This window comes from Pseudomonas sp. AC532 (assembly GCF_979258965.1).
Genome location: NZ_OZ409888.1, coordinates 3,013,078 through 3,033,050 on the forward strand (window position 1 = coordinate 3,013,078; position 19,973 = coordinate 3,033,050).

Here is a 19,973-nt window from a genome sequence, read left to right on the forward strand (position 1 = left end):
AGTTGTCCATGCTTGCATCACTGGTCGCCTTTCTCATCACCTCCGGTGCGCGCCTGCTCACCGGCGCCCGAGCCCTGTGGCTCGGTAGCACCGCACAGCCGGTGCAGCGCATCTACTACGCCAATCACAGCAGCCACGGCGACTTCGTGCTGCTGTGGGCGTCGCTGCCCGCCGAATTACGCAAACGAACCCGCCCGGTTGCCGGCTCTGACTACTGGATGAAGGGCACGCTGCGCAGCTTTCTGATCCAGCGGGTGTTCAACGGCGTGCTGGTCGACCGCCAGCGCAGCGACCCCAACGCCAATCCGCTGCAGGCGATGCTCGATGCGCTGGGCGAGGGCGACTCGCTGATCGTCTTTCCGGAAGGCACGCGCAACCTCGAGGACGGCCTGCTGCCGTTCAAGGCAGGCCTCTATCACCTGGCCAAGGCGCGCCCGGATGTGGAGGTGATCCCGGTGTGGATCGCCAACCTCAACCGGGTGATGCCCAAGGGCCGAGCGCTGCCGTTACCGCTGCTGTGCACCCTGAATTTCGGCGCCCCCCTGGGCATGAGCGAGGAGGAGGGCAAAGAGGCCTTCCTCGAACGCGCCCGCAACGCCCTGCTGGCCCTGGCCCCCGAGGAGGTTTGAGATGGATCGCAATACCTTGCTGTTATTCGCCGGCATTGGCGCCCTGCTGCTGCTCGCCAGCCTGATCGGTTGGGTGCTGAAACTGCGCGCCGGCCCCGGCCAGCATTCGGTCATCGACAACCTCAACGCCCGCATCAACGCCTGGTGGGTGATGGTGCTGGTGATCGGCTTCGCCTTCCTGTTCGGCAACATTGGCGTGGTGGTGCTGTTCTACTGCGTGTCGTTCTACGCCCTGCGCGAATTCATGACACTTACGCCAACCCGGCGCAGTGACTACCCGGCACTGGTCGCCGCGTTCTACTTCGCGCTGCCGATGCAGTACCTGCTGATCGGCATCGGCTGGTACGGCCTGTTCGCGATTTTCATCCCGGTTTACCTGTTCCTGCTGCTGCCGATCCTGTCGTCCCTGGGCGGCGATACCACACGCTTCCTGGAGCGCACGTCAAAGGTACAGTGGGGGCTGATGATCGCCGTGTACTGCATCTCCACGGTGCCTGCACTGCTGACCCTGGATATCGCCGGCTACGAGGGCCGCAACCTGCTGCTGATCGCCTGGCTGGTGATTGTCGTGCAGATCTCCGACGTGCTGCAGTACGTGTGCGGCAAGCTGGCCGGCAAGCACAAGATCGCCCCCAACCTGTCGCCCTCGAAAACCGTCGAAGGCTTCTTTGGTGGCGTGGCCCTGGCCACCCTGATCGGCGCCTCGCTGTACTGGATCACCCCGTTCGCCTTCTGGCAGGCCGGCCTGTTCGCCTTGCTGGTGTGCTTGCTCGGCTTCGCCGGCGGCTTGGTGATGTCGGCCATCAAGCGCGACCGCGGCGTGAAGGACTGGGGCCATATGATCGAAGGCCACGGCGGCATGCTCGACCGCCTCGACTCGGTGTGCTTCGCCGCCCCGGTGTTCTTCCACATGGTGCGGTACTGGTGGGCCTGATAGGTCGCTAACTATCTGATTGACAATAAAAAACCCGGCACCTGGCCGGGTTTTTCATGCACTGCGACAGGCTATCAAACGTCGAGGTTGGACACCGCCAGGGCGTTGGTCTCGATGAAGTCGCGGCGCGGCTCGACTTCGTCCCCCATCAGGGTGTTGAAGATTTGGTCCGCGGCGATGGCATCTTCGATGCGCACCTTGAGCATGCGGCGTACTTCAGGGTCCATGGTGGTTTCCCACAGCTGATCCGGGTTCATTTCGCCCAGCCCCTTGTATCGCTGGATACTGTGGCGCTTGGTGCTTTCGGTCATCAACCAGGTCAGGCCTTCCTTGAAGGTGCTGACCGGCTTCTTGCGCTCGCCGCGCTGCACGTAGGCACCTTCTTCCAGCAGGCTGTTCAACTGATCGCCAAGGGTGGTGACCGTCTTGTAATCGTTGCTGGTGAAAAAGTCGCGGTTGAAGGTGATGTAGCTGGAGTTGCCATGGGAGATCAGCTCCACCACCGGCAGCCACAGGTGACGTTCCTGGTCTTCACGCAGGCTGGTCTTGTAGGCCAGGCCGGACTTTTCCATGGTTTTCAGGCGGGCGTCGAACAGGGCCAGCCAGCTTTCCATCGCGGCCTTGTCGGCCATCTGCTCGTTGCTCACGCCCGGCAGGTAGACGAAATGCTCGGTAAGCTCCATCGGGTACAGGCGCGACAGACGCTTGAGGGTCTTCATCACCAGGCGGTAATCGTTGACCAGGCGCTCCAGAGAGCTGCCTGAGAGGCCCGGCGCACTCTCGTTGACGTGCAGGCTGGCGTCTTCCAGGGCCGACTGGGTCATGTATTCCTCCATGGCCTCGTCGTCCTTGATGTACTGCTCCTGCTTGCCTTTCTTGACCTTGTACAGCGGCGGCTGGGCAATGTAGATGTAACCACGCTCGACCAGCTCGGGCAGCTGACGGAAGAAGAAGGTCAGTAGCAGGGTACGGATGTGCGAACCGTCGACGTCGGCATCGGTCATGATGATGATGTTGTGGTAGCGCAGCTTGTCGATGTTGTATTCCTCGCGGCCGATGCCACAGCCCAGGGCGGTGATCAGCGTGCCGACTTCCTGAGAGGAAATCATCTTGTCGAAGCGCGCTTTCTCGACGTTGAGGATCTTGCCCTTGAGCGGCAGGATCGCCTGGGTCTTGCGGTTGCGGCCCTGCTTGGCAGAACCGCCCGCGGAGTCACCCTCCACGATGTACAGTTCGGAGAGGGCAGGGTCCTTCTCCTGGCAGTCGGCCAGTTTGCCCGGCAGGCCTGCGATATCCAGTGCGCCTTTACGGCGAGTCATCTCACGGGCTTTACGCGCCGCTTCACGGGCACGGGCGGCGTCGATCATCTTGCCGACAACAGCCTTCGCTTCGTTGGGGTTCTCCAGCAGGAAGTCGGAGAAGTACTTGCCCATTTCCTGCTCGACCGCGGTTTTCACCTCGGAGGAGACCAGCTTGTCCTTGGTCTGCGAGCTGAATTTCGGGTCTGGAACCTTGACCGAGATGATCGCGGTCAAGCCTTCACGAGCATCGTCACCGGTGGTCGCGACCTTGTGCTTCTTGGCCAGCCCTTCCTGCTCGATGTAGTTGTTCAGGTTACGCGTCAGCGCCGAACGGAAACCCGCCAAATGGGTACCACCGTCACGCTGAGGAATGTTGTTGGTGAAGCACAGCAGGTTCTCGTTGAAGCTGTCGTTCCACTGCAGCGCCACCTCTACACCCACGCCGTCGTCACGCTGTACGGAGAAGTGGAACACCTGGTTCACGGCCGTCTTGTTGACGTTCAGGTATTCAACGAATGCACGCAGGCCGCCCTCGTATTTGAACAGTTCTTCCTTGGCGGTGCGCTCGTCCTTCAGGAGGATGCCGACGCCGGAGTTCAGGAACGACAGCTCACGCAGACGCTTGGCCAGGATGTCCCAGCTGAAATGAATGTTGGCGAAGGTGTCTTCAGACGGTTTGAAATGGATCTGCGTACCTGTGGTATCGCTGTCACCAACAGCTGCGATCGGCGCTTGCGGCACGCCATGCACGTAGGTCTGTTCCCAGATCTTGCCGCTGCGGCGGATCGTCAGCACAAGCTCCTTGGAGAGGGCGTTAACGACCGAAACACCTACACCGTGCAGGCCACCCGAAACCTTGTAGCTGTTGTCGTCGAATTTACCGCCGGCATGCAGCACGGTCATGATGACCTCGGCCGCGGAGACACCTTCTTCCTTGTGGACATCAACCGGAATGCCGCGGCCATTATCGCGCACACTGATCGACTCATCCGGATGGATGGTGATGGTGATCTCGCTGCAATGCCCCGCCAACGCTTCGTCGATGGAGTTATCGACCACCTCGAAGACCATATGGTGCAGACCGCTGCCGTCATCGGTATCGCCGATGTACATACCAGGCCGCTTGCGTACGGCATCCAGGCCCTTGAGGACCTTAATGTTATTGGAGTCGTACGTTTGGTTTTCGCTCATGCTTCACTCCCGGTAGTCGAAGTCTGGGTGATACGTCCATGTTCCACGTGGAACATGGAAACCGGCGTATCCGCTTGCCAGCCATCGCTCAACAATTCATGGTCTACACAGGTGATGAAAACCTGGCAGTTCAAATCTTCCAATAAACGGCACAAGGCGCGACGATGCTGTTCATCCAGTTCTGACGGCAAGTCATCCACCAGATAGATGCACTGGCCGCGCTTGGCCTGATCAACCAAATGCCCCTGGGCGATCCTCAAGGCACACACCACCAGTTTCTGCTGGCCGCGGGACAAGATGTCCGCTGCATTGTGCGCGCCCAACCGCAGCCTCAGATCTGCTCTTTGTGGGCCGGACTGGGTATGCCCAATCTGCTGATCACGCAGCAGGGATGACGTAAGCACTTCATTCAAGGGACGGTCTTTATCCCACCCCCGGTAGTAGCTCAGCGTCAGCCCCTGCAATTCAACCAACTCACTGAGGGTGCGCTCGAAGACGGGCTTCAACTGCTGTATGTAGGATCGCCGATAACCGTCTATTTCATCGCTGGCCAGGCACAACTCGCGATCCCAGGCCGCTTGAGAAACGGCATCAAGTGTACCACGGCGAAGCCACGAGTTCCGCTGCTTGAGGGCCTTCTGCAGGCGCTGCCAGGCGGGGAGAAAGCGAGGTTCCACGTGGAACACTCCCCAATCGAGAAACTGACGGCGGATCTTCGGCGAGCCTTCGAGCAGTCGAAAGCTGTCCGGGTTGATCAATTGCAGGGGTAGCGTCTCGGCAAGCTGCGCTGCGCTGCGCGCGTTTTGCCCGTCGATGCGAATCTGAAAATCGCCTTGGCGATCCCGTGAAACACCCAGATTGCTTTGCCGACCATCGCTCAGGCTGACCTGACCAAACAGGGTGCATACCTGCTGCTCGTACTGAATCACCGGTAACAGCCTTGCACTGCGAAACGAACGCGCCAGACCGAGCAGATGAATGCCTTCGAGCACACTGGTCTTTCCACTGCCATTGGCGCCATACAGGATGTTGATGCGCGGGGAGGGTGTCAGCGTTGCTGGCTCTAGGTTGCGCACGGCAGTCAGGTTGATGCGAATCAGGGACATGAAGCGGGCCGTAGAAAGAGAGGCGAAAAAATAGAGCGGCAGAAACGAAATCAGCTTTGGATGTAGCGGACCAGGACCTGATCCGAACATACCAAAGCTGATTTCAATGACGCCCGGTTTGCCTTAACGGCAGCGAAGCTTACAGGCGCATCGGCATGACCACGTAAGCGGAATCATCGTTGTCAGCTTCCTGCACCAGCGCACTGCTGTTGGAGTCGGACAGAATCAGGCGAACCTGCTCGGTAGTCATCACGCCCAACACGTCGAGCAGGTAGCTGACGTTGAAACCGATCTCCAGCGAACCACCGTTGTAGTCGACGGCGATCTCTTCTTCCGCTTCTTCCTGTTCCGGGTTGTTGGCCTGAATTTTCAGCAGGCCGGCAGCCAGTTGCAGGCGGATGCCGCGGTACTTCTCGTTGGAGAGAATAGCGGTGCGGCTGAACGCCTCACGCAGGCCCTGACGGTCGGCGACCACCAGCTTGTCGCCGCCACGGGGCAGTACGCGCTCGTAATCCGGGAACTTGCCATCCACCAGTTTCGAGGTGAAGGTGAACTCACCCGTGGTGGCGCGAATGTGGTGTTGGCCCAGCACGATGCTGACGCTGCCGTCCTGCTCGGTGAGCAGGCGGGCCAGCTCCAGAATACCCTTGCGGGGGACGATCACCTGATGACGTTCGACCTGCTCGATGCTGGCTTCCATGGAGCACATCGCCAGGCGATGGCCGTCGGTAGCGACTGCGCGCAGTACGCCGGTCTGCACTTCCAGGAGCATGCCGTTGAGGTAGTAACGCACGTCCTGCTGGGCCATGGCGAAGCTGGTACGCTCGATCAGACGGCGCAGCTTGCTCTGCACCAGGCTGAAGGTCAGCGAACCGGGGCCTTCCTCGACGGTAGGGAAATCATTGGCAGGCAGCGTGGACAGGGTGAAACGGCTGCGACCCGCCTTGACCAGCAACTTCTGCTCATCGACGCGAATGTCGATCAGCGCATCGCTGGGCAAGCTTTTGCAGATATCCATCAGCTTGCGCGCCGGTACGGTGATCTCGCCCGGTTCGGCAGCGTCTTCCAGTGCCACGCGCCCCACCAGTTCGACCTCGAGGTCTGTGCCGGTCAGCGACAGCTGCTGGCCTTCGACGACCAGCAGAACGTTGGACAGAACCGGCAAGGTCTGGCGGCGTTCCACGACGCCGGCGACCAGTTGCAGGGGTTTCAACAGGGCTTCGCGTTGAATGGTGAAGTGCATGGTCTAGTCCCTTGCCTCGTGCATGGAGTTGCGTATCAAGTGGTCAGTGTACGCAGCAGGTTCTTGTAATCCTCGCGGATATCCGCGTCGGACTCCCTAAGTTCAGCAATCTTACGACAGGCATGCAACACCGTGGTGTGATCACGCCCACCGAAGGCCACGCCGATTTCCGGCAGGCTGTGGTTGGTCAATTCCTTGGACAGCGCCATGGCCACCTGACGCGGCCTGGCGATTGAACGCGAACGACGTTTGGACAACAGATCGGAGATCTTGATCTTGTAGTACTCGGCGGTGGTGCGCTGAATATTGTCGATACTGACCAGCTTGTCCTGCAGGGCCAGCAGATCCTTCAGCGACTCGCGAATCAGCTCGATGGTGATATCGCGGCCCATGAAGTGCGAATGGGCGATCACCCGTTTCAATGCGCCTTCCAGTTCACGCACGTTGGAGCGAATGCGCTGGGCGATGAAGAACGCGGCATCGTGGGGCAAGTCGACCCTGGCCTGGTCGGCCTTCTTCATCAGGATCGCCACGCGGGTTTCCAGCTCGGGCGGCTCGACCGCTACGGTCAGGCCCCAGCCGAAGCGCGACTTCAGACGCTCTTCCAGGCCTTCGATCTCCTTGGGGTAGCGGTCGCTGGTGAGGATCACCTGCTGACCGCCCTCGAGCAAGGCATTGAAGGTGTGGAAGAACTCTTCCTGGGAGCGTTCCTTCTTGGCGAAGAACTGGATGTCGTCGATCAGCAGCGCATCCACCGAACGGTAGAAGCGCTTGAATTCGTTGATGGCATTGAGCTGCAATGCTTTGACCATGTCGGCCACGAACCGCTCCGAATGCAGGTAAACCACCTTGGCATTCGGGTTCTTGGCCAGCAGGTGGTTGCCGACGGCGTGCATGAGGTGGGTCTTGCCGAGGCCGACTCCACCATAAAGGAAGAGCGGGTTGTACCCGTGCTTGGGGTTATCCGCGACCTGCCAGGCTGCGGCGCGAGCCAACTGGTTCGATTTGCCCTCGACGAAATTGTCGAAAGTGAAGGTCCGGTTGAGATAGCTGGTGTGCTTGAGGCCACCTTCTACCTGCACGTTACGCTCACCCCGCGAAGGCGCTACGCTGGCTGCAGCACCGGCCATCGAATCGAAACTGGCCCGCGAGGGCTCGGCCTGTACCGGTGGTTTTGGCGGCGGCGCACTGACTGGCGGCGCAGCAGCGGCGGGGCTGTTATAGCTGGAACTGGACACGGATGGCGAGGGGGTAAGCACCGCGCGCGGCGCCGAGCTGCGGCGGCTGCCTATCAACAGGGATATGGCAGGCACCAGGCCGCTGGCACGTTCGCCGAGCAGCTCGAGCATACGGCCCATGTACTTTTCATTGACCCAGTCGAGCACGAAGCGATTGGGCGCGTAGACACGCAGCTCATCGCCCTCGGCCTCTACCTGTAGCGGACGGATCCAGGTGTTGAATTGCTGGGCAGGCAGTTCGTCGCGCAGAAGTTCCACGCACTGCTGCCAAAGTTCCACGGACACGGACATCCCCTGATCAAAAGCGCTGAGCAAAAACAGCCGCTATTGTAGCCTCGATGGCCCGAGTTATCCACATAGGATCACCCCCACGGCCACGGCAAATCAATGTGTTATGCAGGTCACCATACGTCGGCTGAACAACTTTGAACCCTGTGGATAAAGTCCACTGAACTCAGTGCGCAACCCAGGGTAAAACACGGTGGATAACCACCCTGTGGGTAAATAGCCCAGTTGCCCCCAGCTTGTGCCCACCCTCCGCACAACCGCGACACCGTTTTCTGACAGGGTTTCGAACCGCTACAGGTCTAATCACACAAGGCCTTCAGGCACTTATCAACAGAAAAGGCGTGCAGCATTTATAGAAACCATAACAAGCCTTTCTTAAAAGATTCTTTCCTTTATATTTCTCTATACGCAAAACAGCTGGTTGGAAATTGACCTGGCCTGCGGCTTTCTCTAGAATCGCCGGTCTCTTAAAACGGGGACCATTCCGGTCCGTTGTCGACAACCAGGTAACCGCATCATGAAACGCACTTTCCAACCCAGCACCATCAAACGCGCTCGTACCCACGGTTTCCGTGCTCGCATGGCCACCAAGAACGGCCGTGCCGTCCTGTCGCGTCGTCGCGCCAAGGGCCGTGCTCGCCTCGCAGTCTGATTTTCCAGTCTTGTGGTGAGTCGAGGCTTCGGCCGGGAGAAGCGCCTGCTAACTCCCCGGCAATTCAAGGCGGTCTTCGACTCTCCCAGTGGCAAAGCGCCGGGCAAGAGTGTCCTGCTGCTTGCGCGCAACAATGAGCTTGATCATTCACGCCTAGGTCTGGTGATCGGCAAGAAGAGCGTCAAGCTCTCCGTTGAGCGCAACCGCCTGAAGCGCCAGATCCGCGAATCGTTCCGCCTCAACCAGGACAGCCTGGTCGGCTGGGACATCGTGGTGGTCGCGCGCAAGGGCCTGGGTGACCTGCAGAACGCCGAACTGTCGCAACAGTTCGGCAAGCTGTGGAAGCGCCTGGCGCGCAGCAAACCTGCCCAACAGGCCGATGCCCAGACCGGGGTGAACGACAATCCCCATGCGTAAACTGGTTCAAGCTCCAATCCGGTTTTACCAGTACGCCATCAGTCCAATGATGGCCAGTCATTGTCGTTTCTACCCCACTTGTTCCTGCTACGCGCTTGAAGCCATCGAAAGCCATGGCGTCCTGCGTGGTGGCTGGCTGACCGTTCGTCGTCTGGGACGCTGTCACCCCTGGCATCCCGGAGGCTACGATCCGGTGCCCCCCGCGAAACACTCCCGATCCTCTTCGATGGCCGAATAATCATGGATATCAAACGCTCGATCCTGATCGTCGCCCTGGCAGTCGTGTCCTACATGATGGTTCTCCAATGGAACCAGGACTATGGCCAGGCCGCTCTGCCGAATCAGACAGCTTCTACCAGCAAAGCCGCACCGGGCTTGCCGGAAACCGCCTCCGTTGCCAGCAACGACGATGTCCCGACGGCCGCCAACGCCGACGGCACCGATCCAAGCCCGGTGGAGGCCGTCGCTGTCAGCGATGCGCTGATCCAGGTTAAAACCGACGTTCTGGATCTGGCCATCGATCCGCGCGGTGGTGATGTGGTCAGCCTCAAGCTACCGCACTACCCGCGTCGCCAGGATCATCCTGATGTTCCCTTCCAGTTGTTCGACAACGGCAGCGAGAACCTGTATCTGGCGCAGAGTGGCCTGACCGGCACCAACGGCCCGGATGCCCGCGCCAATGGCCGCCCGCTGTACAACAGTGAGCAGCGCGTCTACCAGCTGGCCGATGGTCAGGACCAACTGGTGGTCGACCTGAGCTTCAGCGAAGCCGGCGTCAACTACATCAAGCGTTTCACCTTCAACCGTGGTCTTGATACCAGTTGCTCGGCCAAAGAAGTGGAGCAGAAGAAAGCCGGTTGCATCACCGGCAATGGCTACCAGATCGGTGTGACCTACCTGATCGACAACCAGAGCGGGAACGCCTGGACCGGTAACCTGTTCGCCCAGCTCAAGCGCGACAACAGTGGTGACCCATCTTCCAGCACCGCCACCGGGACTGCTACCTACCTGGGTGCAGCACTGTGGACCGCCGAGAAGCCGTACACCAAAGTGTCGATGAAGGACATCGACAAGCAGGGCCTGAAGGAAACCGTGCAAGGCGGCTGGATCGCCTGGCTGCAGCACTACTTCGTGACTGCCTGGATTCCCTCGAAGGATGACACCAACCTGGTACAGACCCGCAAGGACAGCCAGGGCAACTACATCATCGGCTATACCGGCCCGGCCCTGAACATCCCGGCCGGCGCCGAAGCTCAGGCCAGCACCACCCTGTATGCCGGCCCGAAAATCCAGAAGGACCTCGCCGCGCTGTCGCCGGGCCTGGACAAGACCGTCGACTACGGCATCCTGTGGTTCCTCGCCGAGCCGATCTTCTGGTTGCTGGAACATATCCACAACCTGCTCGGTAACTGGGGCTTCTCGATCATCGTGCTGACGCTGATCATCAAGCTGGCGTTCTTCCCGCTTTCGGCTGCTAGCTACCGTTCCATGGCGCGCATGCGTGCCGTCTCGCCCCGTCTGCAGGCGCTGAAAGAACAATTCGGTGACGATCGCCAGAAGATGTCCCAGGCGATGATGGAGCTGTACAAGAAGGAAAAGATCAATCCGCTCGGCGGCTGCCTGCCAATCCTGGTGCAGATGCCCGTGTTCCTGGCCCTGTACTGGACTCTGCTGGAATCCGTCGAAATGCGTCAGGCGCCGTGGATCCTGTGGATCACCGACCTGTCGATCAAGGATCCGTACTTCATCCTGCCGATCATCATGGGCGCTACCATGTTCATCCAGCAGCAGCTGAACCCGACGCCGCCGGACCCCATGCAGGCCCGCGTGATGAAGATGATGCCGATCATTTTCACCTTCTTCTTCCTGTGGTTCCCGGCGGGCCTGGTGCTGTACTGGGTGGTCAACAACGTCCTGTCCATCGCCCAGCAGTGGTACATTACCCGCAAGATCGAAGCGCAGACCAAGGTTTCCGCAGCCTGATCCACTACGCTTTACGAGCTACACAGAACGCCCCCTCGTGGGGCGTTCTGCTATCCAGCGTTTGGAGAGATTTATGTCCATACCCCGTGAAACCATCGCCGCCGTCGCTACCGCTCAGGGTCGCGGTGGCGTGGGCATCGTACGGGTCTCCGGGCCTCGCGCACGGATGATCGCCATCACCCTGAGTGGTATCGAGCCGACGCCCCGGCATGCGCACTACGGTGCCTGGCATGACGACTCCGGCGAGGTGATCGACGAAGGCCTGCTGCTGTTCTTCCCCGGGCCCAACTCCTTCACCGGTGAAGACGTGCTCGAGCTGCAGGGGCATGGCGGTCCGGTTGTGCTGGACATGCTGTTGCAGCGCAGTCTGGAGCTAGGTGCCCGCCAGGCTCGGCCGGGCGAATTCAGCGAACGTGCATTCCTCAACGACAAACTCGACCTGGCACAGGCAGAAGCGATCGCTGATCTGATCGAGGCGAGCTCCGCACAGGCAGCGCGCAACGCCGTGCGCTCGCTGCAAGGTGAATTCTCCAAGCGTGTGCACACGCTCACCGAACAGTTGATCAGCCTGCGCATCTACGTGGAGGCCGCCATCGACTTTCCCGAGGAAGAGATCGATTTTCTCGCCGATGGCCATGTGCTGAGGCTGCTCGATTACGTACGTGACAAGTTATCCACAGTGTTACGCGAAGCTGGCCAAGGCGCGCTGCTACGCGATGGAATGAACGTGGTCATCGCTGGTCGCCCGAATGCCGGCAAGTCCAGCCTGCTCAACGCCTTGGCCGGGCGTGAGGCCGCCATCGTCACCGATGTCGCCGGCACCACACGGGACGTGCTGCGCGAACATATCCACATCGACGGCATGCCGCTGCATGTGGTGGATACCGCGGGGCTGCGCGATACCGACGACCAGGTCGAGCGGATTGGCGTGGAGCGCGCGTTGAAGGCAATTGGCGAAGCGGACCGCGTGCTGTTGGTGGTCGACTCCACCGCACCCGAGGCCAGCGACCCGTTTGCGCTGTGGCCGGAGTTTCTCGAGCAACGGCCAGACCCTGCCCGGGTCACGCTGATACGTAACAAGGCAGACCTGTCGGCAGAAGCAGTCGGTCTACAGATCAGCGATGACGGCCATGCCACGCTGGTGCTGTCGGCCAAGTCCAGCGAAGGCCTGGAACTGCTGCGTGAACACCTGAAAGCCTGCATGGGCTTCCAACAGACTGTGGAGAGCGGCTTCAGCGCTCGCCGTCGCCACCTGGATGCGCTGCACCAGGCCCAGCGTCATCTGGACCATGGCCACGCTCAGTTGACCCTGGCGGGCGCAGGCGAGTTGCTAGCCGAAGACCTGCGCCAGGCCCAGCAGGCGCTAGGCGAGATTACCGGTGCCTTCAGCTCCGACGACTTGCTGGGGCGCATCTTCTCGAGCTTCTGCATCGGTAAATAAGCATTCTCGGGGGCTTTGTAGCTGGCGCGAAGCTCCCGCTCGGTCGCCTGGCCACGGGCTGACCTCCAGTTATCCCCAGGACACACAGGCGTTCCAGCTAGCGGCCTGACTCGGTGTTGATGCCTTTCAGTCAAGCACCTGGCTCGCAAGTATCAGCGGCTTCGCTGAGCTGCAGAAGCCGCAACCCCGCGGCGAATAGGCATGAGACGCATCGCGCTGGCCACACTGGCATCACGCTGGGGTGACGTTCCTACATAGGTCGTGGCTTGCCCATTCAGGCCAGTCAATCTTCCGTAAAAAAGATCGGCCTTAACCCTCCCAACTCTCCAGCGTTGCTCACTCCCAACGGTCATTCCCGGCCAATGCTGTGTGCACGCGATCAGTCTTTTGCCCACCACGCTCCCGTCTCGCAGGCTTGTTTCCTACCGGTCGGAGATTTCAACAGCCAAATAAGGCCTGTGGACAACCGCCTCTGAGCTATGCCCATAACCCGGTGACAAAGCTAGGGATAAACCACCCTGTGGATAACAAGTGCTTTTACACACAGGCTGCCAACCGCTATCTAACACCCTCCGCCCAGGATAATCGCGCTTTCATACATCGCTGTAGATCACGTCCTTACTAGCCTGTAGCAATGTATCCACAGAAATGTCCGAGACCATTTATAAACATAAAAACAAGCCTTTTAAAAAAATCATTCTTTTCTATTTTATTTATCTCCCGTCTCGCTGAGCAGTCAGGAGCGCCGTGAACCTGAGCAGTTGCCCAGCAAGACTGACCGGTAAGCACTGACGAGCGATTGGCTATTTTTTGTGCAAAAGGCTTCTTTCACCCCTCCTAAATCCCTATACTTGCCGCCCTTTCAAGCTTTCCAATCAAAAGCTCCCTTTCTGAACAGGCACGAGGTGCGTGGTGGATTTCCCTTCCCGTTTTCAGGTGATCGTCATCGGCGGCGGCCATGCCGGTACCGAGGCCGCGCTTGCAGCGGCGCGCATGGGCGTGAAAACCCTGCTGCTGACCCATAACGTGGAAACCCTCGGGCAGATGAGCTGCAACCCGGCCATCGGCGGTATCGGCAAAAGCCACCTGGTCAAGGAAATCGATGCCCTCGGTGGCGCCATGGCGACTGCCACCGACCTGGGCGGCATCCAGTTTCGTGTGCTCAACAGCCGCAAGGGCCCAGCGGTACGTGCGACACGTGCCCAGGCTGATCGCATCCTCTACAAAGCTGCGGTACGCGAAATTCTCGAAAACCAGCCCAACCTGTGGATATTCCAGCAGGCTGCAGACGACCTGATCGTCGAGCAGGACGAAGTCAAAGGCGTGGTCACCCAAATGGGGCTGCGTTTCCATGCCGACTCGGTGGTGCTGACCACCGGCACCTTCCTCGGCGGACTTATCCACATCGGCCTGCAAAACTATTCCGGCGGCCGTGCTGGCGACCCACCTTCGAATGCCCTCGCCAAACGCATGCGTGAATTGCCGCTGCGCGTTGGACGCTTGAAAACCGGCACGCCGCCACGCATCGATGGTCGTTCGGTGGACTTCTCGGTGATGACCGAGCAGCCGGGCGATACGCCCATTCCGGTGATGTCGTTCATGGGCAACAAGCAGCAGCACCCACGTCAGGTGAGCTGCTGGATCACTCACACCAACGCCCGTACCCACGAAATCATCGCCGCCAACCTCGACCGTTCGCCGATGTATTCCGGGGTCATCGAAGGTGTAGGGCCGCGTTACTGCCCGTCGATCGAAGACAAGATTCACCGCTTCGCCGACAAGGACAGCCACCAGGTGTTCATCGAGCCGGAAGGCCTGACCACTCATGAGCTGTACCCCAACGGGATATCCACCTCGCTGCCGTTCGACGTGCAGTTGCAGATCGTGCAGAGCATCCGCGGCATGGAGAACGCTCATATCGTGCGTCCCGGCTACGCCATCGAGTACGACTATTTCGATCCGCGTGATCTGAAGTACAGCCTCGAAACCAAGGTCATCGCAGGTCTGTTCTTCGCCGGCCAGATCAACGGCACCACCGGTTACGAAGAAGCCGGCGCCCAGGGCCTGCTGGCCGGTGCAAATGCCGCATTGCGCGCCCAGGGCCGCGACAGCTGGTGCCCACGGCGCGACGAGGCCTACATCGGCGTGCTGGTCGACGACCTGATCACCCTGGGTACCCAGGAGCCGTACCGCATGTTCACCTCGCGGGCCGAGTACCGCCTGATCCTGCGTGAAGACAACGCCGATCTGCGCCTGACCGAGAAGGGCCGCGAGCTGGGCCTGGTCGACGACGCTCGCTGGGCGGCATTCGAGGCCAAGCGCGAAAGCATCGCCACGGAAGAGCAGCGCCTGAAAAGCACCTGGGTACGCCCGAGCACGCCGCAGGGCGATGCCATCGTCGAACGTTTTGGCACGCCGCTGACCCACGAATACAATCTGCTCAACCTGCTGTCGCGACCGGAGATCGACTACGTCGGCCTGGTCGAAGTGACCGGTGCAGGTGCCGAAGACCCGCAGGTTGCCGAGCAGGTAGAAATCAAGACCAAGTACGCCGGCTATATCGAGCGGCAGCAGGACGAGATCGCTCGGCTGCGTGCCAGTGAGGAAACCGCGCTGCCGGTGGATATCGACTACGCGACGATTTCCGGGCTGTCCAAGGAGATCCAGCACAAGCTCGGCAACGCCAGGCCGCAGACTCTCGGCCAGGCCTCGCGGATCCCGGGCGTTACACCCGCAGCGATATCCCTGTTGCTGATCCACCTGAAGAAACGCGGCGCCGGTCGCCAGCTGGAGCAGACCGCTTGATGTCCGCCGTGACCACTCGCCACGGCGAAGAACTGCAGCAGGGCGCCCGCGAACTGGGCGTCAGGGTGACCGAGCAGCAGCATGCGCAACTGCTTGGCTACCTGGCATTGCTGATCAAGTGGAACAAGGCCTACAACCTGACGGCGGTACGTGACCCCGACGAGATGGTCTCGCGGCACTTGCTCGACAGCCTCAGTGTGGTGCCCTATGTCGAGGAGGCTGGGGATAACTGGCTGGACGTTGGCAGTGGCGGTGGCATGCCTGGCATACCGCTGGCCATTCTGTTTCCGGAGCGTCGCTTCACGCTGCTCGATTCCAACGGCAAGAAAACCCGCTTTCTGACGCAGGTCAAACTCGAGCTGAAGCTGGCCAACCTGGAAGTTATCCACAGTCGGGTGGAAGCCTTCACGCCTGAACAGCCATTCAGCGGTATCTGCTCTCGGGCTTTCAGCTCGCTCGAAGATTTTTCCAACTGGACGCGCCACCTTGGCGATACCCAGACCCAGTGGCTGGCGATGAAAGGTGTGCATCCGGACGACGAACTGCAGGCGTTGCCCGCGGACTTCCGCCTCACTGCCACCCACGTGCTCAAGGTTCCCGGTTGCCAAGGTCAACGCCATCTGTTGATACTGCGTCGCTCGGTTTAGGGGGAAGGGCAACATGGCTAAAGTATTCGCAATCGCCAACCAGAAAGGCGGCGTGGGCAAGACCACGACCTGCATCAACCTGGCGGCTTCCCTGGTTGCGACCAAACGCCGTGTGCTGCTCATCGACCTCGACCCGCAGGGCAACGCCACCACCGGCAGCGGCGTCGACAAACAGGCGCTGGAGCACTCCATCTACGACGTGCTGGTCGGCGAGTGCAACCTGGTCGAGGCCATGCAGTTCTCCGAGCACGGCGGCTACCAGCTGCTGCCCGCCAACCGCGACCTGACCGCCGCGGAAGTGTCGCTGCTGGAAATGAAGATGAAGGAAAGCCGCCTGCGGTACGCGCTGGCGCCGATCCGCGAGAACTACGACTACATCCTCATCGACTGCCCGCCAGCGCTGTCCATGCTCACCGTCAACGCCTTGGTCGCAGCCGATGGGGTGATCATCCCCATGCAGTGCGAGTACTACGCGCTGGAGGGGCTGAGCGATCTGGTCAACAGCATCCAGCGCATCGGCAAGCTGCTCAATCCGTCGTTGAAGATCGAAGGGCTGTTGCGCACCATGTACGACCCGCGCATCAGCCTGACCAACGATGTATCGGCGCAGCTCAAGGAACATTTCCCCGACACGCTCTATCAAACCGTGATTCCGCGTAACGTGCGACTGGCCGAAGCGCCGAGTTTCGGCATGCCGGCGCTGGTCTACGACAAGCAATCCCGTGGTGCGATCGCCTACCTGGCGCTGGCTGGCGAACTGGTTCGCCGGCAGCGTGCGAACGCCCACACCGCAACCGTATAAGGAATCTGTGCATGGCCGCCAAGAAACGTGGGCTGGGACGAGGCCTGGACGCCCTGTTGGGAGGCTCGAGTGTCGACGCCCTTGAAGAGGAAGCGGTCAAGGCCGATACCAGCGAGCTGCAGCACCTGCCCCTGGACCTGATCCAGCGGGGCAAGTATCAGCCGCGCCGCGACATGGATGTCACCGCCCTCGAAGAGTTGGCCCAATCGATCAAGACCCATGGTGTGATGCAGCCCATCGTGGTGCGTCCGGTAGGCGAAGGGCGCTTCGAAATCGTCGCAGGTGAGCGTCGCTGGCGGGCGACCCAGCAGGCCGGTTTGGAACGTATTCCGGCGCTGGTCCGTGAACTGCCGGACGAAGCGGCCATTGCCATGGCGCTCATCGAGAACATTCAGCGCGAAGACCTCAACCCGATCGAAGAAGCCATGGCCCTGCAGCGCCTGCAGCAGGAGTTCCAGCTGACCCAGCAACAGGTTGCCGAGGCCGTTGGCAAGTCGCGGGTGACCATCACCAACCTGCTACGCCTGATTGCCCTGCCGGAAGAGGTGAAAACCCTGCTTTCCCATGGGGACCTGGAGATGGGCCACGCTCGCGCATTGCTGGGCCTGGCCGCCGAACAGCAGACCGAAGGTGCGCGACATGTTGTCGCACGAGGCCTGACCGTCCGTCAGACCGAAGCCCTGGTGCGGCAGTGGTTGAACACCCAGGAAAAGCCGGTCATGCCGGTGAAGACCGATCCGGACATCAGTCGCCTCGAACAGCGCCTGGCTGAGCGTCTGGGCTCTCCGGTACAGATCAAGCATGGTCAGAAGGGCAAAGGCCAACTGGTCATCCGTTACAACTCCCTCGATGAACTGCAGGGCGTTCTCGCCCACATCCGCTGAAACAATTGCCCGCGCAGCACTAGTGCGAAAAGACTTTGGGGCAGTTGAACGGGGGGGAACCACCCCTATACTCTGCGCGCATTTCGGCGGCACAAAATGTGCCAAGTTATTGATTAGCTTGGTAACGATGTCTGGTTACGATTTACCGGGAAAAACGATGGATTTACGCACGCCAAAACGCCTGCCGTTCCATCGCCTGCCGGTGTTTCCCGTTCTCGTGGCGCAACTGACCGTGGCACTGCTACTGGCCGCTGCCTGCTGGCACTGGCGGGGAGCGGTCGGCGGATACTCGGGTCTGTATGGCGGGCTGATCGCCTGGCTGCCGAATGTGTACTTCGCCCACAAGGCATTCCGGTTCTCCGGAGCGCGGGCGGCTCAGGCTATCGTCCGGTCGTTCTACGCCGGCGAAGCCGGGAAACTGGTTCTGACAGCGGTGCTTTTTGCGCTGGTGTTTGCAGGTGTGAAGCCTTTGGATGCGCTGGCGTTGTTTGGCGTATTCCTGCTGACCCAATTGGTCAACTGGTTCGCACCCTTGCTGATGACGAGATAACTTTTAAAGCCTTAGAGCGTTTGAGGGATTTATGGCAGCTGCAGAAACCGCTTCGGGTTATATCCAGCATCACTTGCAGAACCTGACCTATGGTCAGCATCCGGTGAATGGCTGGGGGTTCGCTCACTCCGCTGAAGAAGCCAAAGAAATGGGCTTCTGGGCGTTCCACCTCGATACCCTGGGTATCTCGGTGGTGCTGGGCCTGGTCTTCATCCTGCTGTTCAAGGCTGCCGCTACCCGCGCTACCTCGGGCCAGCCTGGTGGCCTGCAGAACTTCGTCGAGGTGCTGGTCGAGTTCGTCGACGGCAGCGTCAAGGACACCTTCCACGGCCGCAACGCGCTGATTGCGCCGCTGGCCCTGACCATCTTCGTCTGGATCTTCCTGATGAACCTGATGGACCTGGTGCCGGTGGACTGGATTCCGGTCGCAGCCGCGAAGATTGCGGGCAACGATCACCTGTTCTTCCGCGCCGTGCCGACCACCGACCCGAATGCGACCCTGGGTATGGCCCTGTCGGTGTTCGCGCTGATCATTTTCTACAGCATCAAGGTCAAGGGCATCGGCGGCTTCCTGGGCGAGCTGACCCTGCACCCGTTCAGCGCCAAGAACATCTTCGTGAAAATCCTGCTGATCCCGGTCAACCTCCTGCTGGAGTTCGTGACCCTGATCGCCAAGCCGATTTCCCTGGCACTGCGTCTGTTCGGCAACCTGTATGCCGGCGAGCTGATCTTCATCCTCATCGCGGTCATGTTCGGCGGCGGCATTCTGTTGGCAGCACTGGCAGGCGTCCTGCAGTGGGCCTGGGCAGTGTTCCACCTGATCATCATCACGCTGCAGGCCTTCATCTTCATGATGCTGACCATCGTCTACCTGTCGATGGCGCACGAAGACAGCCACTGATGGCGTGACGCGCATCCTCTGCCTTGCTGGTCGGATGCGCGGCGTTTTCGGTGGATTCCGGCCTCGGCTGGAACGCCCGCAAGGGCACTGGAAGTAACGGTTTTGCTTTACCGCTTTACCCTTAGAAAAACCTTAACCAATACGACGTAAAAAGTCGGGAGGAAAGATGGAAACTGTAGTTGGTCTGACCGCGATCGCTGTTGCTCTGCTGATTGGCCTGGGCGCTCTGGGTACCGCCATTGGCTTCGGCCTGCTGGGCGGCAAGTTCCTGGAAGGCGCTGCGCGTCAGCCGGAAATGGTCCCAATGCTGCAAGTGAAAATGTTCATCGTCGCCGGCCTGCTCGACGCCGTGACCATGATCGGTGTTGGTATCGCACTGTTCTTCACCTTCGCGAACCCCTTCGTTGGTCAAATCGCTGGCTGATCACTCGAATTGTCGAGTTGATTGGTGTGATGGACAACGAACGAGCGAGGTGTTGGCGTGAACATTAATGCAACCCTGATTGGCCAGTCCGTTGCCTTCTTCATCTTCGTGCTGTTCTGCATGAAGTTCGTGTGGCCTCCGGTCATTGCGGCTTTGCAGGAACGTCAGAAGAAGATTGCAGAAGGTCTGGATGCTGCCAGTCGTGCGGCTCGTGATTTGGAGTTGGCCCAAGAGAAAGCGGGTCAGCAACTGCGCGAAGCCAAGACACAGGCTGCTGAGATCATTGAGCAAGCCAAGAAACGCGCGACCCAGATCGTCGATGAAGCCCGAGATCAGGCTCGCGTCGAAGCGGATCGTGTGAAGGCTCAGGCTCAGGCCGAGATCGAACAGGAAATCAACAGCGTCAAAGACGCCCTGCGTGCCCAAGTGGGTGCTCTGGCCGTCGGCGGTGCCGAGAAGATCCTGGGCGCATCCATCGACCAAAACGCGCATGCGGAGCTGGTTTCCAAACTGGCCGCCGAAATTTAAGCGAGGGCG

19 protein-coding genes are annotated in these 19,973 nt (G+C 60.2%); 15 read left to right on the top strand and 4 right to left on the bottom strand.

What is annotated here, in order from left to right:
* The first annotated feature begins 8 nt into the window (after positions 1–8).
* Together ACZ0AV_RS14205 and ACZ0AV_RS14210 are read left to right on the top strand one after the other, a co-directional pair.
* A complete protein-coding gene (locus ACZ0AV_RS14205; RefSeq protein ID WP_499151627.1) occupies positions 9–629 on the top strand; it encodes a lysophospholipid acyltransferase family protein in 621 nt (206 codons plus the stop codon).
* A 1-nt stretch (position 630) separates the two neighbouring features.
* Complete coding sequence (locus ACZ0AV_RS14210; protein ID WP_499151628.1) at positions 631–1,563, top strand: phosphatidate cytidylyltransferase; 933 nt, start codon at positions 631–633, stop codon at positions 1,561–1,563.
* Between the two features lie 74 nt (positions 1,564–1,637).
* On the opposite strand, the gene gyrB is transcribed toward ACZ0AV_RS14210, so the two are convergent.
* The 4 genes from gyrB to dnaA form a co-directional block, all read right to left on the bottom strand.
* Positions 1,638–4,055 carry a DNA topoisomerase (ATP-hydrolyzing) subunit B gene (gyrB, locus tag ACZ0AV_RS14215; protein WP_499151629.1) on the bottom strand — a complete coding sequence of 806 codons (2,418 nt, stop codon included), beginning with the start codon at positions 4,053–4,055 and terminating at the stop codon, positions 1,638–1,640.
* On the bottom strand, positions 4,052–5,161 hold the full coding sequence (gene recF / locus ACZ0AV_RS14220; protein WP_499151630.1) for a DNA replication/repair protein RecF: 1,110 nt from the start codon (positions 5,159–5,161) through the stop codon (positions 4,052–4,054). Before recF ends, gyrB begins: the two co-directional genes overlap by 4 nt.
* A gap of 139 nt (positions 5,162–5,300) precedes the next feature.
* Positions 5,301–6,404, bottom strand: coding sequence for a DNA polymerase III subunit beta (dnaN, locus tag ACZ0AV_RS14225; protein WP_499151631.1), 1,104 nt, complete (start codon positions 6,402–6,404; stop codon positions 5,301–5,303).
* 35 nt (positions 6,405–6,439) lie between these two features.
* Positions 6,440–7,927, bottom strand: a complete 1,488-nt coding sequence (gene dnaA, locus ACZ0AV_RS14230; RefSeq protein ID WP_499151632.1) for a chromosomal replication initiator protein DnaA — start codon at positions 7,925–7,927, stop codon at positions 6,440–6,442.
* Between the two features lie 520 nt (positions 7,928–8,447).
* Here dnaA and rpmH point away from each other — a divergent pair.
* The 13 genes from rpmH to ACZ0AV_RS14295 all read left to right on the top strand — a co-directional run bounded on the left by rpmH (position 8,448) and on the right by ACZ0AV_RS14295 (position 19,964).
* A complete protein-coding gene (gene rpmH, locus ACZ0AV_RS14235; protein ID WP_003213577.1) occupies positions 8,448–8,582 on the top strand; it encodes a 50S ribosomal protein L34 in 135 nt (44 codons plus the stop codon).
* A gap of 15 nt (positions 8,583–8,597) precedes the next feature.
* Positions 8,598–8,999: a ribonuclease P protein component gene (rnpA, locus tag ACZ0AV_RS14240; RefSeq protein ID WP_499151633.1), complete on the top strand. Its 402-nt coding sequence runs from the start codon at positions 8,598–8,600 to the stop codon at positions 8,997–8,999.
* Positions 8,992–9,237 carry a membrane protein insertion efficiency factor YidD gene (gene yidD, locus ACZ0AV_RS14245; protein ID WP_083328700.1) on the top strand — a complete coding sequence of 82 codons (246 nt, stop codon included), beginning with the start codon at positions 8,992–8,994 and terminating at the stop codon, positions 9,235–9,237. The genes rnpA and yidD overlap by 8 nt, the downstream gene beginning before the upstream one ends.
* 2 nt (positions 9,238–9,239) lie before the next feature.
* Positions 9,240–10,982 (top strand): membrane protein insertase YidC, encoded by a 1,743-nt coding sequence (gene yidC, locus ACZ0AV_RS14250; RefSeq protein WP_499151634.1) that lies wholly within the window; start codon positions 9,240–9,242, stop codon positions 10,980–10,982.
* 73 nt (positions 10,983–11,055) lie between these two features.
* Positions 11,056–12,423, top strand: coding sequence for a tRNA uridine-5-carboxymethylaminomethyl(34) synthesis GTPase MnmE (gene mnmE, locus ACZ0AV_RS14255; RefSeq protein WP_499151635.1), 1,368 nt, complete (start codon positions 11,056–11,058; stop codon positions 12,421–12,423).
* A 912-nt stretch (positions 12,424–13,335) separates the two neighbouring features.
* Complete coding sequence (gene mnmG / locus ACZ0AV_RS14260; RefSeq protein WP_499151636.1) at positions 13,336–15,228, top strand: tRNA uridine-5-carboxymethylaminomethyl(34) synthesis enzyme MnmG; 1,893 nt, start codon at positions 13,336–13,338, stop codon at positions 15,226–15,228.
* A complete protein-coding gene (gene rsmG, locus ACZ0AV_RS14265) occupies positions 15,228–15,875 on the top strand; it encodes a 16S rRNA (guanine(527)-N(7))-methyltransferase RsmG (RefSeq protein ID WP_499151637.1) in 648 nt (215 codons plus the stop codon). The genes mnmG and rsmG overlap by 1 nt, the downstream gene beginning before the upstream one ends.
* A gap of 13 nt (positions 15,876–15,888) precedes the next feature.
* Positions 15,889–16,677: a ParA family protein gene (locus tag ACZ0AV_RS14270; RefSeq protein WP_499151638.1), complete on the top strand. Its 789-nt coding sequence runs from the start codon at positions 15,889–15,891 to the stop codon at positions 16,675–16,677.
* An 11-nt stretch (positions 16,678–16,688) separates the two neighbouring features.
* The gene (locus tag ACZ0AV_RS14275) at positions 16,689–17,561 is read left to right on the top strand and encodes a ParB/RepB/Spo0J family partition protein (protein ID WP_499151639.1); all 873 of its coding nucleotides are present in this window, start codon (positions 16,689–16,691) and stop codon (positions 17,559–17,561) included.
* Positions 17,562–17,718: 157 nt separating this feature from the next.
* Complete coding sequence (locus ACZ0AV_RS14280; protein ID WP_499151640.1) at positions 17,719–18,111, top strand: F0F1 ATP synthase subunit I; 393 nt, start codon at positions 17,719–17,721, stop codon at positions 18,109–18,111.
* A 31-nt stretch (positions 18,112–18,142) separates the two neighbouring features.
* Entirely contained in the window at positions 18,143–19,012 is an 870-nt protein-coding gene (gene atpB / locus ACZ0AV_RS14285) for a F0F1 ATP synthase subunit A (protein ID WP_499151641.1), read from the top strand.
* A 166-nt stretch (positions 19,013–19,178) separates the two neighbouring features.
* A complete protein-coding gene (gene atpE, locus ACZ0AV_RS14290) occupies positions 19,179–19,436 on the top strand; it encodes a F0F1 ATP synthase subunit C (RefSeq protein WP_003097235.1) in 258 nt (85 codons plus the stop codon).
* A gap of 57 nt (positions 19,437–19,493) precedes the next feature.
* A complete protein-coding gene (locus tag ACZ0AV_RS14295; RefSeq protein WP_499151642.1) occupies positions 19,494–19,964 on the top strand; it encodes a F0F1 ATP synthase subunit B in 471 nt (156 codons plus the stop codon).
* Positions 19,965–19,973: the final 9 nt, after the last annotated feature.

Bases quoted from the DNA above. Each gene is read 5' to 3' on its own strand.
- yidD (WP_083328700.1), top strand. From the start codon at position 8,992: ATGCGTAAACTGGTTCAAGCTCCAATCCGGTTTTACCAGTACGCCATC.
- mnmE (WP_499151635.1), top strand. From the start codon at position 11,056: ATGTCCATACCCCGTGAAACCATCGCCGCCGTCGCTACCGCTCAGGGT.
- ACZ0AV_RS14270 (WP_499151638.1), top strand. From the start codon at position 15,889: ATGGCTAAAGTATTCGCAATCGCCAACCAGAAAGGCGGCGTGGGCAAG.
- ACZ0AV_RS14205 (WP_499151627.1), top strand. From the start codon at position 9: ATGCTTGCATCACTGGTCGCCTTTCTCATCACCTCCGGTGCGCGCCTG.
- atpB (WP_499151641.1), top strand. From the start codon at position 18,143: ATGGCAGCTGCAGAAACCGCTTCGGGTTATATCCAGCATCACTTGCAG.
- rsmG (WP_499151637.1), top strand. From the start codon at position 15,228: ATGTCCGCCGTGACCACTCGCCACGGCGAAGAACTGCAGCAGGGCGCC.
- atpE (WP_003097235.1), top strand. From the start codon at position 19,179: ATGGAAACTGTAGTTGGTCTGACCGCGATCGCTGTTGCTCTGCTGATT.
- ACZ0AV_RS14210 (WP_499151628.1), top strand. From the start codon at position 631: ATGGATCGCAATACCTTGCTGTTATTCGCCGGCATTGGCGCCCTGCTG.
- rpmH (WP_003213577.1), top strand. From the start codon at position 8,448: ATGAAACGCACTTTCCAACCCAGCACCATCAAACGCGCTCGTACCCAC.
- recF (WP_499151630.1), bottom strand. From the start codon at position 5,161: ATGTCCCTGATTCGCATCAACCTGACTGCCGTGCGCAACCTAGAGCCA.
- ACZ0AV_RS14275 (WP_499151639.1), top strand. From the start codon at position 16,689: ATGGCCGCCAAGAAACGTGGGCTGGGACGAGGCCTGGACGCCCTGTTG.
- dnaN (WP_499151631.1), bottom strand. From the start codon at position 6,404: ATGCACTTCACCATTCAACGCGAAGCCCTGTTGAAACCCCTGCAACTG.
- yidC (WP_499151634.1), top strand. From the start codon at position 9,240: ATGGATATCAAACGCTCGATCCTGATCGTCGCCCTGGCAGTCGTGTCC.
- ACZ0AV_RS14280 (WP_499151640.1), top strand. From the start codon at position 17,719: ATGGATTTACGCACGCCAAAACGCCTGCCGTTCCATCGCCTGCCGGTG.
- gyrB (WP_499151629.1), bottom strand. From the start codon at position 4,055: ATGAGCGAAAACCAAACGTACGACTCCAATAACATTAAGGTCCTCAAG.